Below are 17,191 nucleotides of genomic sequence, written 5' to 3'. Positions count from 1 at the left end.
CTCGCGGGGCCCTGGTTTCCGGTGGGTCCCCCCCCCCCCCCCGCGAGCCCCCCCCGGGGGGGGGGGGGCGGGCCCCCCCGTGGGGGGGCCCCGCCCCCCGGCACGTCGTCATGCCCTTGCCGTACGCGGCCGGCCGCCGGGTCCGGCGGGCTACGGGCGCGCGTAGCGCAGGTGCACGACGCCGTTGTCGAAGGTGTGCGTGCTCTTCAGGCGCAGCGGCACCGCTCCGCCGTCCCGCTCCGGGAACAGCGGCACGCCCCGGCCGATCCGGACCGGGTGCACGTAGATCGAGTACGCGTCCACCAGGTCGTGGGCCAGGAACGTGGCGGCCAGCCGGGCACCGCCCAGCAACAGGTCGGCACCCTCGGCGGCCTTGAGGGCGGCCACTTCTTCCGGGACGACCTCGCGCACGATCGTGGCGTTGGCGCCGACCCGCTGGAGGGTGCGCGAATACACGTATTTGGGGGTGTCCCGCCAGATGCCGGCGAAGTCCGCCAGCATCTGCGCGTCGGGGTCGGCGGTGGTGTCGGCCCCGGTGTCGACCGTCGACCAGAAGTCCTCCATCACCCCGTACGTCACCCGGCCCTGGAGGAAGGCGCCCACCCCGCGGGTCTCGTCGTTGGCGTGCCGGTTCACCGCGTCATCGACGACGTGCCAGTCGATCTCGCCGTCGGGCCCCGCGATGTACCCGTCGAGGGAGATCCCGGTCATCAGGATGATCTGTCGCATGGTCACCCAGGCTACGCCCGGCCCCCCGACACCGGAGCGGCGCGGCACGCGGCGCTCCGGTGGGGCCGTGCGCGGCGGTGCGCGGTCACGGCGGGAGGGGGGCGTCGCGGCCGACCCGCCCGGGAGCGCCGCGGTGGGAGGACGGACGGCCGGTCAGTGAACCCTCGGGCTCCGTTCGTACGAGCCTGCCGGCCGCACTCAGCATCCGGGGCGCGACGGCCGCACGGTGCGGCGCCCGCGCGGTGAGGTGGTGGCGGAGCGCGGGCTCGGGCGCCAGCCCGTAGCGGTCGAGGTAGTAGGCGATCTGGTCGGACCAGACCCAGACGCCGTCGGTCCGGAACCCGGCGGGCACCACCGGGCCGCGGGCGGGCTCGACGCGGTCGGGTTCGGGGCCCAGCGCGTGCACGGCGATCGGGGCCGCCCGCAGGGAGTGGAGCAGCGCGATCCGTTCCTCGACGGAGGTGACGCGCTCGTGGGCCGCGGCCATCGCCGGGCGGCCGTCCGGGGCCGTGAGGTCGAAGACCCGGGCCAGCCGCAGCCCGCCGGCCGGGGCGACGTCCCCCGGCGCCGCCGCCGCGGGGGCGGCGTCGTCGTCGGCGACGGTGGGGGTGTACACGACGGGTGGAGCGAGCCGGTGCAGGCGCTGCCGTACCGCCCCGACCCCCGGGGGCCGGTCCGCCGGGTCCTTGGCCAGGAGGTCGAGGACGAGCCGGTCCAGCTCGCCCGGCAGGTCGGGCCGAAGGGCGCGCGGGGAGGGCGGCGGCTCCTGGAGGTGGCGCACAAGGAGGGCGTGCAGCGGTCCGGTGCCGAAGGGCGGTACGCCCGTGAGCAGTTCGAAGAGCAGGCAGCCGAGCGAGTACAGGTCGGTCCGCGGGTCGGCGCGGCCGCCCCGGATCTGCTCCGGCGCGGCGTACGGCGGGCTGCCGAGGAAGCATCCGCTCATCGTCAGGCGGGTGTAGCCCCGGGTGCCCGGCGCCGGCTCGCCGCCCTGGTGCAGCCCGGCGATGCCGAAGTCCAGCACCTTGACGGTGCCGGAGCGGGTGAGCATGAGGTTCGACGGCTTGAGGTCCCGGTGGGTGATGCCGGCGGCGTGGGCGGCGCCGAGCGCCTCGCAGACCTGGAGGGTCCAGCCTACCGCCTCGGCCCACGCCGGCCGGCGGCCGGCGCCGGTGAGGGTGTCCAGCGAGGAGCCCTCGATCACCTCCATGACCACGTACAGGGGGTCTTCGCTGAAGTCGTACACGGTGACGATGTTGGGATGCCCGGACAGGCGGGCGGTGATCTTCGCCTCGCGCCGGAACCGGGCCAGTGCCTGGCCGCTCTCCTCCCCCGTGCCGCGGATCAGCTTGACGGCGACCGGCCGGCTCAGCCGCTCGTCGTCCGCCCGCCACACCTCGCCCATGCCGCCCGCCCCGAGCAGCGCCCGCAGCCGGTAGCGGTCGCCGAACAGGCGGCCGTCCCCGGTCTGCCCCGTGCCGGCCGTGCTCACCAGTCGTCCCCGCCGGCCGCGCCGGTCAGCCCGAAGCCGGCGCTCGCCAGCAGCGGGGCCAGGGAGTCGACGGTCACGGCGAACGCGGGCAGTTCCTCGCTCCGCAGCACCAGCACGCCGATGACCTCGCCCAGCTCGTTGAGCAGGGGTCCGCCGGCGGCCTCGGGCGGCAGCCGCAGGTCGGTCTTGTACAGCTGGAGTCCGTGCTCCGGGAACGGCTCGAACTTCTCCACGATCCCGGGGATCAGGACGTCGTCCGGCGCGGCCGCCCAGGCGAGGTCACCGATGTGGGTCAGCCGGGGGAAGCCCAGGCGCAGCGGCCGCTCCGGCACCGGTTCCGCCAGCAGCAGCACGGCGGTGTCGACGGCGGCGGAGTCGGACAGGAAGGTCCGCCGTACGAACCGCTCGCCCCCCGCCAGGTGCACGGTCGTCGGCGTCTCTCCCCGCGTCAGCCACTTCCGGCTGGTCAGCACGTGGCGGTCGGAGATGAGGAATCCCCTCCCCGGCGTACCGTCCCCGCGGTCCACCCGGACGAGGGCGGACGCGGCCGCCGCCACGAACCGCTCCGGGTGTTCGGGGTCCAGGACGAGCGCCGACAGCCCGGCGGCGTCGGCGAGCAGGGTCCGCCGGTAGCCCTCGACGTCGCCGTCTCCGGCCAGGCAGCGCAACCGCCGGCGCAGGTCCTCCGGCTCCGTCAGCGGCTCGGTGAGTTCGCCGAGCACGCGCAGCGCCCGCCCGTGGTCGCCGGCGTCGTGCAGGGCCCGGAACCGCTGGAGCGGGTCGGCGTCGGCCGCGGCGAGCGCCGCCAGTACGTCGTTCCAGACCGCCACCCGCGCCATGCCCTGCCGCATCCGCCCGACGTGTTCGCCGAGCAGTCCGGCGAGGTGGCGTCCCGCGGGGATCCGGGACGGGGAGCCCGGCTGGTCGAGGTACTCCCGCACGGTGGTCAGCAGGTCGCGCAACGGGGCTCGCAGGGACAGCAGTTCGCCCTCCATCTCGGCCGCCTCGGGGCCGTACATCTGGGCGAGCATGCGCTGCGTGGCCTCGTCGAGGGGCTGCCGGGAGGGCCGCAGGCCGGCGAGCCGTTCCCGGAACTCCCGGCACACCGGCTCGCTCTCCTCCAGGGACGCGGCCTCGTCCGCGAGCGCCCGCAGCGTGCGCAGGAGCTCCTCCAGTTCGCGCTGTCCGGTGTGCCGTTCGGTCATCGCCTTGATCTCCCGGGGTGAGAGCAGGGTGGTGTCCGTGAAGTCGACGGCCTTGCAGTTGCCGTTGCCCGTGTCCCTGGCGGTGACCGTCAGGACGCAGCTGGCGTCGAACTCGAAGGTCACCTCGATCGCGGGCTTGCCTTTGGGCAGGGGCGGGATGTTGGTCAGCGGGACGACCCCGATCTTCGAGCGCGGGTCGATCTGCCCGTTGTAGACCTCGATCAGCACTTCCGGCTGGTTGTCTCGGACCGTGGTGTACATGCTCGACCGCTTGGTCGGGATGGTCGTGTTGCGCTGCAATAGTTCGGAGAAGCCCAGTTCACCGTTCTCCTGCCGCACCGCGATGCCGAGGGGGAACGGCGTGACGTCCATCAGCAGGGCGTCCTCGAGGTATCCGGAACGTACCGCTCCCTGGAGGGCCGCGCCGTAGGCCACGGCGGTCCGGGCGTCCGCCAGCACCGTGCGCCTGAGCCCGAAGACCTCCTCCACGATGGCGCTGACCAGGGGCGAGAGCATGGGGCCGCCGACGAGGACCAGGTGGTCGACTCCGCCGAACACCTCCGCCTTCAGCCGTTCGCAGACCTCGCGCAGCGTGGCCAGCGAGTCGGCGAGGACCCGGGCGAGTTCCACCCGGGTCAGCTCCACGCGTACCTCGGGCTCGCCGAGGAAGGCGTTGAGGGTGTACTCGGCCTCGCTCTGCGCGGACAGTGCGATCTTGAGGTGTTCCGCGGCCAGTTCCAGCCTGCGCCGGGCCCGCCCGGTCGCCGGCACCTCCAGGCCGCGGGTGCGCAGCCGCTCGGCCAGGTACGAGGTGATGATGCGGTCGAAGTCCTGGCCGCCGTACTGGTTGTCGCCGACGATCTGCTCGACGTCGTAGACCTGGTCGGTGACCCCGATGGCGCTGATGTCGAGGGTGCCCGCTCCCAGGTCCACCACGGCGACGGTGTCCTGGAGCCGGCGCTGCGAGGCGGCGGCCATGCAGGCGGCGGTCGGTTCGTGGATCAGCTGCACCGGGGTGACCCCGGCGATCTCGCAGGCGTCGCGCGTGGCGCGCTTGGCGTTGTTGAGGAAGTAGGCGGGGATGGTGAGGATGACCCGGGGGCGCTCGACCGTGAAGTCGTGGCGCTCGGCCGCCCAGGCCAGCCACTCGTCCCTGACCTGCCCGAGCTCGGCCCGGGCCAGTCCTGCGACCGTTTCGCGGACCTCCTCGGCGAGCCGTTTCTCGACCAGGCTCCTGGCGTGCCGGATCAGGCGGGCGGCCACCTCCTCCGGCCGGTACGCGCGGTCGCGGATGCGGAAGGAGACGCTGTCGCCCATGCGGCGCTTCGCGGCGCTGATGTGGCCGACCACCCAGGGGGCAAGGACCTGGTCCCCGGTCAGCCCGACGATTTCCTCGCCCTGTTCGGTGAGGCTCAGCGTCGAGGCGAACTGGGTGCCGGTGCCGTCCGGGCAGATGACCGGCTGCCCTGTGCGGCTGTCGTAGAGGGCCGCGACGCAGGAGTGGGTTCCCAGGTCCAGGCCCCAGACCGGGGCGAACCGGCGGTCCACTTCGGCCCGTGCGCTCTCCACCCACGCCCCGGCCCGTTCCTCGAACGCGCTCCGGCCGACGGCGCCGACCGATTCGAGTGCCTCGCGCACCCGGCCGCGGAGCAGTTCGGGTACGGCGGTGTCGTCGCGTTCCACCAGCGAGCGCAGCACCTCGACGGCCGCCGAGTCGCGGCCGCGCAGTTCCACGGCGTCCAGGCAGCGGCGGACGAGTTCGCCGACGTCGCCCGCGCGGCGCAGGAATCCGCTCAGCCGGGGGTCCTCGATCGCCTCCTCGCCCTTCCACCGGATGAGGCCGCGCGCGGCCGCCGCGGGGTCCCCCGCGCGGGCGTAGAGCTCCACGGCCTCCTCGTGGCGGCCGTCCTGTTCGTGCAGGCGCGCGGCGCCGAGCAGGTCTCCGCCGGCCTCGCGGGCCGCGGCGCGCGCCGTCCGCCCTTGGGGGGAGTCCTCGTCCTTGAGGACGCGGTCCGCGTCGCCGAACCGTTCGGCCGCGCGGTACAGGCGGTGTGCGCGGTACAGGTCGCCGGAGTCCTCGGCGTGCCGGGCCGCCTCCACGGGCTCCGCGGCGGCCTCCTCGAACAGGCTCCACTCCCGGTGTACGGCGGCCCGGCCGTCGGAGTCCGGGGCCAGGTGCAACGCGGCGTCCAGGCGGCGCCGTTCGACCGTCACGGCGGCGGCGCGCAGGCTGCGCAGCTCGTCCTCCTCGCGGGCCCGGGCCTGCGCGGGCGCGGCCCGGCCGAGGTGCTGGAGGACGACCGAGACGAGTCGTACGGCCTCACCGCGCTCTCCGCGCTCGACGGCGTCGTCGATGGCGGGGCGGCAGGCCGCGGCCAGGGCCGCCATCCGTTCCGGCTCGTCCTCCGGGCAGGTGTTCAACGCGGCGTGCGCGTCGCCGAGTTCCTCGTGGCAGCGGCTCACCCGGTCGCGGCACCCGGCCCGTTGGTAGTGCGCCAGGGCCTCGTCCGGCCGGCCCGCCGCGCGGAGCAGGTCCCCGGCCCGCTCGTCGAGGAGCCGCAGGTGATCGGCGGCGTCGGCGCCCTGCGACCGGGCCAGCACCAGCCCGGCCCGTACGTCCTCCAGCCGGGGGGAGGTGGCGCAGCACTCCAGCGCCTCCCGTTTGCGGGCCCCGGTGTCGGCCAGCCGTACGGCGTCGGCTCCACGGCCCAGGAAGAGGCGTACGGGGAACAGGTCCGGCAGGAGGGGGTCGGCCAGGTGGGCGAAGAACGCCGACCAGAGCGCTCCGTCGTGTGCGAGCGCGGCGCGCGCGGTGTACGCCCGTAACGCGTCGGTCGTCAGGACGATGTCGAGCAGGCCGGCCTCCTGCCGGGCGCTGAGCAGCGAGACGAGCGCGTCCGCGCCGTCGCTCTCGGCGATCTGCACGGACAGCGATCCGTAGGCGGAGCGCTCCAGTTCGCGCTCGCCCAGGCGGCCGGCCACTGCGGCGACCACGGTCAGTGCGGGCCGCTCGCCGCGGCCGGCGGCGGCGCGCAGCACCGCCCGCTCGGCCGGGCCGAAGGCCCGCGGGTACCCCTGGGCGGGCAGCCGGGCGTCGTACTGTTCGAAGAGCCGCAGGGCCAGGGCCGCATCGTGGCCCAGGGCTTCCGTCAGCGCCTGTCCGTACGCGGCGGCGGCCCGGTCGAGGTCCTTGGCGGCGGGTCCGGCCGGCCCGAACCGCTGCTCGACCGCTTTGAGGGCCTTGCGCAGCTTCCGGGGCGTGCCGTCCGACGACCTGCTCAGCACCACGTGTCCTCTTCCCCCAGCGCTCAGGGGCGAGCCCCGTTCGCTCATGCTAGCCATCCCGGCAGCGCACCGGCCGGGATCCACCGACATCGATGCGGCCGGGCCGGGCGCCGGGTCAGCCCGGGGCGAAGAGGAGGTTGACGGAGTTGTAGTAGTTGGGCAGGTGCACCAACTCCGAGCCCGGACGCGGCGGGTCGGCCCTGGGCCAGTTCCGCGGGCCGAGCAGGTGGGCGGAGTAGTCGCTGTGCGGGACCCTCGGCACGAACCAGATGCGGTACGCGCCTCCCCGGGGGTCCGGCACGAACCGCCAGAGCTGGCTCGTGCTGTCCGCGCCGGTGCGGCAGGGGCGCAGGGTGACCGCGACCAGGTTCCCGCCGCCGGTGGTTCCGTCGAGGCAGGTTCCGGTGTCCGCGTTGCGGAGCTGGTGGGTGTGGTGAGGGCCGGGCAGGCGCTGCCAGCTCTGGGAGGCCTTTCCGGTGCACTTCTCCAGCTGCGCGCGGAGGTCGGAACCGGCGCCGCCGAGACCGACGCACAGTCCCGAGCCGACGTTGACCAGCGCGCTGCCGGCGGGGGCCGGCGAGGGCGACGCCGAGGTCGGCGGCGCGGTGGCCGCCCCGGTGGCCGACGCGGAGCCGGAGGGCAGCGGGGCGGCGGCGGGCGGGGCCGGTGCGGTTCCGGACGCGGGGGCGCCGATGGCCACGACCGGTGGCGATACCGGGAGCGACGCGTCCGGGACCGGGCCGGCCGGGGCCGCGGCCGTACGGGCGGGTGCGGCGGCCCGGTCGGCCGCGTCGGGGCCCGCGTCGCCCGGGAGCAGGCCGACCACCGTGACCGTGGTCCCCGCCACGGCAGCCGCCACGGCCCATTTCGCGGCGCCGGCCCGGGCGCCGGCGAGCTGGATCCCGTTCGCCGTGCCCGCGGTGAGGTGGGTGCCGCTCCCGCCCAGGGCCGACAGGAAGGCGGCCGGGTTCCACAGCAGGATCCCGCCCACCAGCAGCACGCCCAGGCGGCCGTTGACGTCGCGCAGGTCGCGCTCGGCCCGTGCGCAGTCGTCGCACGCCCGGAGGTGGCGCCCCAGGTCCCGGGTGAGCCGCTTGCCCGGACGGCGGAGCGCGGCGGCGAGCTGGCCCCCGTAGTGCCGGCACTCGTCGCTCGCGGTCCGGGTCAGGTGGGCGCGCAGGTAGGCCTCCCGCAGGCCCTCGCGTGCCCGCGCGACCAGGGAGCCGACGCCGCCCGCCGATATCCCGAGGCGTCCGGCGGTCTCGGCCGCCGGCTCGTGCTCGACGACGGCGTGCCACAGCACGGCCTGCCAGCGTTCCGGCAGCGACCGGTAGGCGCGCAGGACGAGCGATCCCTCCTCCGCCGAGAACACGGCGTCCTCGGCGTCCTGGTCGTCCGCGAGCCGGGCGGCCCATTCCTCGAAGTCCTCGGACAGCTGGGTACGGGCGCCCTCCCGCGCCCGGGCGGCCGCCAGGCGGCGCACGCAGGTCAGCAGGTACGGCCGCCAGGCGTACTCGGGTCCGGCACCCCAGGCGACGGCCCGGTAGGTGCGGGCGAAGGCCTCGGCGGCGAGGTCCTGGGCGGTGGACAGATCCCGGCAGCACGTACGGGCGTAGGCGAGCACCGAGGAGTGGTGACGGGCGAACACCTCGCCCATCACGTCACCGACGTCGGCATCGGTGTCGGCCTGGGTGGCGGCGTCGGCTTCGGACGCGTCGGCGTGCCCGCGCAGCAGGGCGCAGAGCTGCCCGTCGCTCAGGGTCCGGAGATGCTGCTGGCGGGCAGTGCCCGATGTACTCAACACGTGCTCCCGATTGGCTTGCTGATGACCCGCACGTCGGTTTCCGCGCGCGTTCGTCATGAGGTGAGGTGCGACGCTGCGCCCGACCGGAATTCGCGCAAGTGTGCACGCTCGTAAGGCCGCAGGCAAACGAGGGTGCCGCGGCGCGGAGCACGGACCGCTCCGGCCGGCGCGGCCGCCACCCCTGCGGCGCGCCGGGCGAACGAGATCGGTGCCGCATGCACCGAACTCCGTGTCTCCACCTCGACACCTCTACCGATCAGGCGTGAGGGGTACCCCCCGCCGGCGGGGCGGTCCGGGCGTACGGACACCCCTGCGGAGGGACCGGCGGGGCGCAGGGGCGTCCCGGGCGGCGGGCGGCGCCGCCGCCCGCCGGACCGCCGTACACACCGCCGCCGCACCCACTGCTGCCGTAACCCCCGCGGCCGTGACCGCTCATGTCACCGCACCCCCGAAGTGGCTGCGGTGACCGCGCCGGGCGGGCACGGGCGACCGGGCGGGGACGCGCAGCGGGCGGGCGGGCGCCGCGATCCGTTCCACGGCGCCCCGCGGCGTGGTTACCATCCCCCGGTGACCACCGCGCTGATCCTCGTCGACCTGATGCCCCGCATCGTGGCCCTCCCCCTCGCCCCGCACTCCGGCGAGGAGGTGCTGGCCCGCTGCCGCCGGCTGGCCGACGCCTTCCGGACTGCGGGCCGACCGGTGGTGCTGGTCCGCGTGGAGCGGCCGAACGCGGCCGAGCAGCCGCCCGGCAGCGGCTTCGCCCAGGATCTCGCCCGGCCCGGGGACGTGCTGGTCGTCAAGCGGACCGTCGGCGCGTTCCACGGCACCGACCTCGACGCCCGGCTGCGCGCCCTCGGCGTGGACACCCTGGTGTTCGGCGGGCTGGTCACCACGATGGGCGTGGAGTCCAGCGCGCGGGCGGCGAGCGACCACGGCTACGAGGTGGAGTTCGTCGAGGACGCCATGTCCGGGTTCGAGGCCGAGGAGCACGAGCTCACCGTGCGGCGGATCTTCCCCCGGTTCGGCCCGGTGCGCACCACCGCGGACTACGTCTGACGCCCTCCGGGATCCCGTGCCGGCGGGGCTCCGCGTCAGGACGGGGCGAGGACGCGGAACTCGTGGCCCTCCGGGCCGGCAAGCGCCGCTCCCGCCGGGGGACTTCCGCCGTCGGGCGCGGGGAACCGCCCGGTCAGCGGCCCGGTCGGCCCGTGCCGTTGACCGAGCCGCCCAGCAGGGCGTTGACGGTCCGCCCGTCGGCGACGCCCGTCACCGGGAGGTTCACCGACTGCTGGTACGCGCGGACCCGGTCGCGGATCTTGGTGTCCGAGACGGTCGGCGCGCCGTTCCTCCCGCCCGCCTTGAAGTAGTCGACGCCGAGCTGTGCGAACGCCCGGTCCGCCTGGAGGTCGTTGTCGGAGATGGTGGCCTGGGTCGCCCAGCGCAGCGCCGCGTCGAGCCGGGTGACCTCGAAGTTCCGCGACCCGCTGGTCAGCCGGTCGGCGGTGACGCCCTGCATCCACATGGAGGCGAGGGTGGCCCTGCCGAGCGTGCCGAGCTGGTCGGTGGCCGTAAGGACGCGGGTGGTCTTCTGGTCGGCCATGACGGCCTTCTGGTAGCAGATGAGCGAGGCCGCGGTCTGCGCGTCGATCACGCCCTCCTTCCACTGTCCCTTCAGCGTGCAGGCGTTGTTGCCGAGGGACGCCAGCCGCAGCTGGGCGAAGTGGACCGCGACGTCGGCCTGGTAGCCGGCCCGCCAGGGCGGCCCCTGCTTCGCGGCCTGCGGGTTCCCGGCCGGGGGCGGTGGCGCCCCCCCGCCACCGCCCGCCGGGGTTCCGCCGCCGCCCGCGCCACCCCCGCCGCCGCCCCCGCCCGGGGCGGTGCCGGTCCCGGCGGCGGCGCCGCCCGCTCCGCCGGCCCCCGGGTCACCGCCCGGCAGGGCGCCGCCGGGGAGCGGGTCCGGGGGCGGGGCGGGCGCGGAGGGCAGCGGGGCCTGCCCGCCGAGGGGGTCGGGCAGCACGGCCCCGGCCTCCGCCTTCCTCTCGCCCGCCGCCGAGTTCACCTTCGGGGCGAACCCGAACCAGAGCACGGCGAAGGCGACCGCCCCGGTGACCAGCAGGCCCCCGGCGAACAGCAGCCAGCCGGGGAGCACCGGGCGTTGCTCGAAGTCCCCGGCCAGCTCCAGGTCGCCGGCGTCCCCCGAGCGGCGGACCGTCACGGTCGTACGGTGCGTCTCGGTGCGGCCGGTCCAGCTGACCGACTGCGGCCGGACCTCCACGTCGGCGAAGACCGCTCGGCCCGGAGCCACCTGCACCGCGTTGGGCCGGATGTCGAAGGTGAGCCGGCCGGACTCGTCGCGGGCGGTCAGCGAGGCGGTCAGCGGGGTGTTGCCGAGGTTGTCCACGGCGACGGCGGCGCGTCCGCGGAAGCGCCCGACGAGGCTCGGCGGCACCAGTTCGGCGCGCAGTTCGGTGAACGGGGCGACGGTAACCCGGCCTTCGACGACGTCCCGCTGCACGGGGTACTCGCGCGGTTCGACGAGGATGCCGAACGGAGCGGGCCCCGCTGGCGCGTCGGGGGAACGCGGCGGTGCGAAGGTGATCTCCGCGCTGCCCTCGCTGCCCGGATAGAGCCGCAGGGTGCCCGGTTCGATCCGGGCCCAGCCTGCGGGAGCGCCCACGATCGAGATCCGGTACTCCTCCACCGTGTCCCCGGTGTTGCGCACCCGCAGGCGGGCCGTGGTCCGGCCGCCGGGGTCGACGGCCACGGCGGCCGGGTCGAGAGTGGTCCACATCGTCATGCCGGAAGGCTAGGCGGCACGGGCGGGCCGGTCGGTGCCCGAACGTACCGGACCGGGGGCACACCTGACTGCCCGTACGGACCACCCGGTCGCGCGTCAGCGCGCGGAGGGGGCGGGGGCCTGCCGGGCGAACTCGCGGACCAGCGGGTGGTAGCGGTAGCTGCCCGAGGCGCCGGGCTGGAGCAGGCCCGAGTCGACGAGTTCGTCGAGCGCGTCGGCCGTCCCGGCCTCGGAGGCACCGGTCACGTCGGCGGCCCACGCGTGCCCGAAGGCGTCGGGCGCCGCCGCCGTGGCCCGGAACGCCCGGGCGGCGGCCGGCGTCAGCCGGGAGCGGCACCGGCGGAGCCGGTCCTCGACGGCCAGGCCGTCGGCCCGCAGCGCGGCGAGCAGCCGGGGGCCGTCCGCGGACGCGAGGGCGGCCGCCGGCAGCGCGGGGTCCAGGCTCAGCCGGCGGCCGGCCAGGTACAGGGCGAGCGGCAGTCCGGAGCACCGGTCGGCCAGGGCGCGCAGCGCCGCGTGCTCCCCGGCCGGGCGCACCGGCCCGGCGGCGGCCGCCAGGACCCGCAGGGCGGCCGCCCCGTCGAGTTCCCCGACGTCGACCAGGAGCGCCCCGGGTACGAGCAGACCCCGCCCGGTGCTCGTCACGAGCGCGGCGCACCCCGGGGTCCCGGGGAGCAGCGGCAGCAGCCCCGCGGTGTCGTGCGCGTCGTCCAGGAGGGTGAGGACGCGCCGTCCGGCCAGGAGCGAGCGGTAGAGCGCCGCCCGGGCCTCCAGGCCGTCGGGCACCTCGCGGCCGGGTACGCCGAGCGCCCGCACGAGCCGGGCCAGTGCCTCGGCGGCTCCGCCGCGCGGGCAGGCCCGGAGCACGCCGTCGGGGAAGGAGCCGCGGACCTGCTCGGCGACGTGTTCGGCCAGGGTCGTCTTGCCGATGCCGGGCATGCCGGTGAGCACGGCCACGGGCACGGCGTCGGCCCCGGCGTCGGCCCCGCCGGTGAGCAGCCGGGCGAGCAGGCCGGTTTCCGCGGCCCGACCGGCGAACGGGACCGCGGGGGCCAGGGGGGCGAGGGGGGCCAGGGGGGCGGAGGGTTCCGCCGGGGCATAGGGGGCAGGCGGGCCCGCCGGGGTGGAGCCCGGCGCGGGCGCGGGCGCCGCGCGGGGTGTCACGCTCGGTGTCGCGCGCCCCCTGGCCGGGGCCGCGGCGGGCCGGGGATCCGTTCCCGGGCGGGGCGCGCCCGGTCCGCCGGCGGCGGCCGTGGAACGCAACCTGCGGTGCAGTGCGGCCAGTTCGGGCCCGGGCGGGACCCCGAGTTCCAGGTCGAGGATCTTGCGGGTGACCTCGTACACCGCGAGGGCTTCACCCGAGCGGCCCGCACGGTGCAGCGCGAGCATCAGCAGGGCCTGGGTCCTCTCCCGCAGCGGGTGCTCGGCGGCGAACGCGCGCAGGGCCGCGACGGCCGCGATGTCGCGGTCGAGGCCGAGTTCCAGGGCGCTGTGGAAGTGGTCCTCGCGGGCGGTCAGCCACAGTTCGGTGAGCCGGTCCCGCTGCCCCTCGGCGTACGGGCCGGGGAGCCCGGCGAACGGCGTGCCCGCCCAGAGTCCGAGCGCGTCGCCGAGGGTGCGGTACGCCGCGCGGGTGTCACCGGCGGTGCGCAGCCGGGCGGCGTCGGCGAGGCCCCGCTCGAACTGGTCCATGTCCAGGACCGGGTGGCGCAGCCGCAGGGCGTATCCGTCCGGGGCGGACAGCAGGAGCCGTGCCGGGGCGCGGGCGGGCCGGTCCGGCTCGAAGAGGGAACGCAGCCGGGACACGTACGTGCGCAGGGTGCCCACGGCGCGCGGCGGCACCCGCTCCCCCCACAGTGCGTCCTGGAGTTCGGCCATCGGCGCGGCGCGCCCGCGACGCAGCAGCAGGACGGCGAGCAGCGCCCGCTGCTGGTTCGATCCCAGGGGCAGCGGGGCTCCGCCGGGCACCCGGGCGGTCATCGGCCCGAGCATCCGGAACCGCAGGCCCGCCGCGTCTCCCACGCCCTGCTCCTGCGTCACGCGCCCCCCGATCCGCCGCACCACGGCCGGGGATTACGTTACTTCGGCCGGGCGCGGGGGGTACGGGCGGGCAGCCCGGGCTGCCCCCGACTCCGTCCGCCCGGTCCTCCCGCGGCGGTGGGCTGATGGGCGAAGGTCGGACTGACCGGCGGAACCGGCCCGGCCCACCACCGCGAGGAGATCACCGCGTGCCCACCTACCTGTCCCCCGGCGTCTATGTGGAAGAGGTCGCCGGCGGGTCCCGGCCCATCGAGGGAGTGGGGACCTCCGTCGCCGCCTTCGTGGGGCTGGCTCCCCACGGGCCGCTGAACGAGCCGACGCTGGTGACCAACTGGTCGCAGTACGTGGCCGAGTTCGGTGATTTCACGGACGGCTGCTACCTGGCGCACTCCGTGTACGGGTTCTTCAACAACGGGGGCACGGCGGCGTACGTCGTCCGGGTGGGCGGCGCCCCCGCGGCCGGACGTCCGGTGTCCGCGGAGGGCGGACGCCGGGCCGTCGCGTCCGCCGCGTCCGGCCGGTCCGCCTCCGGACCGGCCGGGGGCCCGGCACCGCAGGAGATCGCGGTCGGCGAGGCCGTCGCGCTCGGCGCCTTCAAGGTGGCGGCGCTCGCCGCGGACCGGACAGACGGCGGAACGCTGACCGTCGAGGTCCAGGATGTCGAGGGCGAGGGCGGCGCCGACCGCTTCAAGCTGCTGGTCAAGGACGGCGACACGCTCGTCGAGGACTTCGACGTCAGCGCCCGGAAGTCGGCGCGCAACTACGTCGTCACCCAGGTCCGTCAGCGGTCGAAGACCATCGTGGTCGAGGAGTCCGCGCCGGGTGTGGCGCAGGCCCGGCCCGAGGTGCAGTCCCTGACCCTGCCCGTGCCCGTCGCGCGCACCGCGCCCTCCGCCACGTCTCCCGCCGCGCCCGTGCCGGGGGCCGGGCACGCCTCCGGGGAAGGGGAAGGACGGCTGGAGTCCGCGCAGTTCATCGGCGACTCGGCCGACCGCACCGGATTCGGCGGCCTGGAGGCCCTGGACGAGATCAACATGGTGGCCGTCCCGGACCTCATGGCCGCCTACCAGCAGGGCCTGATCGACTTGGAGCAGGTCAAGGCCGTCCAGCTCGGCATGGTCGCGCACTGCGAGCTGATGGGCGACCGGATGGCCGTCCTCGACCCGCCGCCGGGGCTGAACGCCCGCGACATCCGCAAGTGGCGCATGGAGGTGGCCGGTTACGACTCCCGCTACGCCGCGCTCTACTACCCGTGGATCAAGGTCTTCGACCCGTCGAGCGGGCAGACCAAGGTGGTTCCGCCGTCCGGGCACATGGCCGGCATATGGGCCCGCAACGACGCGGAGCGCGGCGTGCACAAGGCACCGGCCAACGAGGTCGTGCGCGGCGCCGTCGACCTGGAGCTCCAGATCACCCGCGGGGAACAGGACCTGCTCAACCCCGTCGGCGTGAACTGCATCCGCGCCTTCCCGGGCCGCGGCATCCGCGTGTGGGGTGCGCGCACCCTGGCCTCCGACCCGGCATGGCGCTACCTGAACGTGCGCCGCTACTTCAACTACCTGGAGGAGTCGATCCTGATCGGCACCCAGTGGGTGGTGTTCGAGCCGAACGACCAGGCGCTGTGGGCGCGGATCCGCCGCAACATCTCGGCGTTCCTCGTCAACGAGTGGCGTTCGGGCGCCCTGTTCGGCCAGCGGCCCGAGGACGCGTTCTACGTGAAGTGCGACGCGGAGACCAACCCCGTCGAGTCCGTGGACCTCGGGCGGGTGGTGTGCGAGATCGGCATCGCACCGGTCAAGCCGGCGGAGTTCGTGGTGTTCCGACTGGCGCAGTTCTCGGGCGGGGGCGGGGAGCTGGAGGAGTAGCCCCTCCGGCGGAGAGCCCGACGCCTGACCGCCCGCAGACCGCGGACGCCACGCGCACCGCGCAGGCCGCGGACGCGACGCACACCGCGCGCACCGCGTACGCGACGCACACCACACACACGACGCACTTCCGTACAAGGAGAAGCCCCGCATGTCCCTTCAGCCCGGTGACGCGCTCACCTCACACAATTTCGGCCTGCAGATCGACGGTGTCATGGTCGAGTTCCTGCAGGAAGTCAGCAGCCTGTCCATGGAGCAGGACGTCATCGAATACCAGCAGGTCTCGGCGGACGGCAGGCCCGTCATCAAGAAGCTGCCCGGCGTGAAGAAGGCCGGTCAGTGCTCGGTGACGCGGGGCGCGACCCAGTCGAGCGCGTTCACCGAGTGGATCAGTGCCTCGATCAACGGCGACATGGGCTCCGCCCGCAAGAACGCCACGATCATGATGATGGACTACCAGGACAACCCGGTACGGCGCTACAACCTGCGCAATGCGTGGTGCTCCAAGGTGGAGGTCAGCTCGGTGAAGGCGGGCGCCGCGTCGGCGCTCACCGAGCAGGTCACCATCACCTTCGAAGAACTGGTCATCGAGTAATGCGACGCCAGGGACCAGGGCAGGGCCAGGGGCAGGGCCAGGGGCCGGGGTCGGGGTCGGGGTCGGGGCCGGCGGACGGGTACCCGTCCGGTGCGGGCATTGGAGGCCCGGGTACGGCCGTACGGGAGCCGCTGCGCACGGAATTCGAGTTCGAGCTGCCGCGCGGCTTCGTGGACGAGTCCGGAGCCGTGCACCGGAACGGCTCGATGCGGCTGGCCACGGCCCGCGACGAGCTGGTCCCGCTGCGGGACGTCCGGGTGCGCGAGAACCCGGCGTACCTGTCGGTGGTGCTGCTGGGCCGCGTGATCACACGGCTGGGCACGCTGGCGGCGGTGCACGACGGGACGGTGGAGAACATGTTCGCCTCCGACCTCGCCTTCCTCCAGGACTTCTACCGGCGGATCAACGCGGAGGGCCACACCCGTGCGGCCGTGTCGTGTCCGCACTGCGAGGGCGCGTTCGAGGTCGAGCTGGCCGGGAGCCGCCTGGGGGAATCGTGACGTACGCGGCCGACCGGATCGAGGAGGAGACCGCGTACCTGGCCTACCACCTCCACTGGGACCTGGACACGATCCTCGACCTCGAACACGCGGACCGGCAGGCGTACGTACGGCGGGTGGCGGGGCTGGAGGAGGAGTAGCGGCAACGGCGGCGGCACGGTGAACCGGAAGGGAAGGGGGAGGACGATGGGACTGTTCGGACGACGCCGGCGCGGGCGGGACCGCGCGGTGGAGGGTGTGGTGGGCACGGGACCGGCCGGCGCCGCCTCCGTGGACGAGTTCGCGACCGCGGCGGTACCGCCGCAGGACGGCGGGTGGGCGGCCATGGCGCCGGTCCAGCGGGTGCTGGGCGTGCCGCGGCTGACGGCCGACCGGAACTTCCCCACGTCCCTGGCGACGCGGCAGACCCTGGCCTTCAACGGCGTGATGGGGCACGCCGTCGCGCCGTCGGCCCCGGCCGGCCTGCTCCTGGACGCCCTCGTACCGGTCCCCCCGGGCCCGGGCGCGCACCCGCGTTCCGTCGCCCCGACCCTGCAACGCCTGCCCCTGGCGGGAACACCCCCTCACCCCCCGAAGCCCTCCCCCACGGCCCCGGCGGCCCCCGCGGCTCCGGCGGCCCCCGCAGCTCCGGCAGTTCAGGCGGCCCCCGCGGCTTCCGCGGCCCCTGCGGCTCCGGCAGCCCCGGCGGCTTCGGCGGCTTCCGCGGCCCCGGCGGCTCCGGCGGCCCCGACGGCCCCGGCAGCTCAGGCGGCCCCCGCGGCTCCGGCAGCCCCCGCGGCCCCCGCCGCTCCGACGGCTCCCGAAGCCCCGGCAGCCCCGACGGCTGCGGCAGTTCAGGCGGCCCCCGCGGCTTCCGCGGCCCCTGCGGCTCCGGCAGCCCCG

11 protein-coding genes and 1 pseudogene are annotated in these 17,191 nt (G+C 75.5%); 6 read left to right on the top strand and 6 right to left on the bottom strand.

All coding sequences use genetic code 11. From position 1 onward, the window contains the following. Positions 1-150: 150 nt before the first annotated feature. The 4 genes from ACFWW8_RS28315 to ACFWW8_RS28300 form a co-directional block, all read right to left on the bottom strand. Positions 151-729: a dihydrofolate reductase family protein gene (locus ACFWW8_RS28315; RefSeq protein WP_386532746.1), complete on the bottom strand. Its 579-nt coding sequence runs from the start codon at positions 727-729 to the stop codon at positions 151-153. 85 nt (positions 730-814) lie between these two features. Further along, complete coding sequence (locus tag ACFWW8_RS28310; RefSeq protein ID WP_386532743.1) at positions 815-2,218, bottom strand: serine/threonine-protein kinase; 1,404 nt, start codon at positions 2,216-2,218, stop codon at positions 815-817. Continuing rightward, on the bottom strand, positions 2,215-6,708 hold the full coding sequence (locus ACFWW8_RS28305; RefSeq protein ID WP_386532740.1) for an Hsp70 family protein: 4,494 nt from the start codon (positions 6,706-6,708) through the stop codon (positions 2,215-2,217). The genes ACFWW8_RS28310 and ACFWW8_RS28305 overlap by 4 nt, the downstream gene beginning before the upstream one ends. A 115-nt stretch (positions 6,709-6,823) precedes the next feature. Then, positions 6,824-8,509 carry a sigma-70 family RNA polymerase sigma factor gene (locus ACFWW8_RS28300; protein WP_386532738.1) on the bottom strand — a complete coding sequence of 562 codons (1,686 nt, stop codon included), beginning with the start codon at positions 8,507-8,509 and terminating at the stop codon, positions 6,824-6,826. Between the two features lie 570 nt (positions 8,510-9,079). Between ACFWW8_RS28300 and ACFWW8_RS28295 the strand changes: the two genes are divergently transcribed. After that, positions 9,080-9,568 carry an isochorismatase family protein gene (locus ACFWW8_RS28295; protein ID WP_386532735.1) on the top strand — a complete coding sequence of 163 codons (489 nt, stop codon included), beginning with the start codon at positions 9,080-9,082 and terminating at the stop codon, positions 9,566-9,568. Between the two features lie 133 nt (positions 9,569-9,701). Here the strand turns inward: ACFWW8_RS28295 and ACFWW8_RS28290 are convergent, their stop codons facing one another. Then, positions 9,702-11,309, bottom strand: coding sequence for a peptidoglycan-binding protein (locus ACFWW8_RS28290; protein ID WP_386532733.1), 1,608 nt, complete (start codon positions 11,307-11,309; stop codon positions 9,702-9,704). Between the two features lie 96 nt (positions 11,310-11,405). Then, the gene (locus ACFWW8_RS28285; protein WP_386532731.1) at positions 11,406-13,349 is read right to left on the bottom strand and encodes a BTAD domain-containing putative transcriptional regulator; all 1,944 of its coding nucleotides are present in this window, start codon (positions 13,347-13,349) and stop codon (positions 11,406-11,408) included. A 188-nt stretch (positions 13,350-13,537) separates the two neighbouring features. Between ACFWW8_RS28285 and ACFWW8_RS28280 the strand changes: the two genes are divergently transcribed. The 5 genes and pseudogenes from ACFWW8_RS28280 to ACFWW8_RS28260 form a co-directional block, all read left to right on the top strand. After that, a complete protein-coding gene (locus ACFWW8_RS28280; RefSeq protein WP_386532728.1) occupies positions 13,538-15,214 on the top strand; it encodes a phage tail sheath subtilisin-like domain-containing protein in 1,677 nt (558 codons plus the stop codon). 151 nt (positions 15,215-15,365) lie between these two features. After that, on the top strand, positions 15,366-15,809 hold the full coding sequence (locus ACFWW8_RS28275) for a phage tail protein (RefSeq protein ID WP_383931163.1): 444 nt from the start codon (positions 15,366-15,368) through the stop codon (positions 15,807-15,809). Further along, positions 15,809-16,309 carry a hypothetical protein gene (locus tag ACFWW8_RS28270; RefSeq protein WP_386532724.1) on the top strand — a complete coding sequence of 167 codons (501 nt, stop codon included), beginning with the start codon at positions 15,809-15,811 and terminating at the stop codon, positions 16,307-16,309. Before ACFWW8_RS28275 ends, ACFWW8_RS28270 begins: the two co-directional genes overlap by 1 nt. Further along, positions 16,306-16,449 (top strand): hypothetical protein, encoded by a 144-nt coding sequence (locus ACFWW8_RS28265; protein ID WP_386532721.1) that lies wholly within the window; start codon positions 16,306-16,308, stop codon positions 16,447-16,449. The genes ACFWW8_RS28270 and ACFWW8_RS28265 overlap by 4 nt, the downstream gene beginning before the upstream one ends. Positions 16,450-16,495: 46 nt before the next feature. Then, a pseudogene (locus ACFWW8_RS28260) lies at positions 16,496-17,191 on the top strand (hypothetical protein); the annotation flags it as partial.

Origin of the sequence: Streptomyces sp. NPDC058701 (assembly GCF_042715295.1) — a bacterium.
Taxonomy (GTDB): Bacteria; Actinomycetota; Actinomycetes; order Streptomycetales; family Streptomycetaceae; genus Streptomyces.
Note: the sequence above shows the minus strand (reverse complement) of the source record. Positions and strands in the feature narration are given on the sequence as shown.

Coding starts and splice junctions, on each gene's coding strand:
- ACFWW8_RS28315 (WP_386532746.1), bottom strand. CDS start 729: ATGCGACAGATCATCCTGATGACCGGGATCTCCCTCGACGGGTACATC.
- ACFWW8_RS28290 (WP_386532733.1), bottom strand. CDS start 11,309: ATGACGATGTGGACCACTCTCGACCCGGCCGCCGTGGCCGTCGACCCC.
- ACFWW8_RS28275 (WP_383931163.1), top strand. CDS start 15,366: ATGTCCCTTCAGCCCGGTGACGCGCTCACCTCACACAATTTCGGCCTG.
- ACFWW8_RS28270 (WP_386532724.1), top strand. CDS start 15,809: ATGCGACGCCAGGGACCAGGGCAGGGCCAGGGGCAGGGCCAGGGGCCG.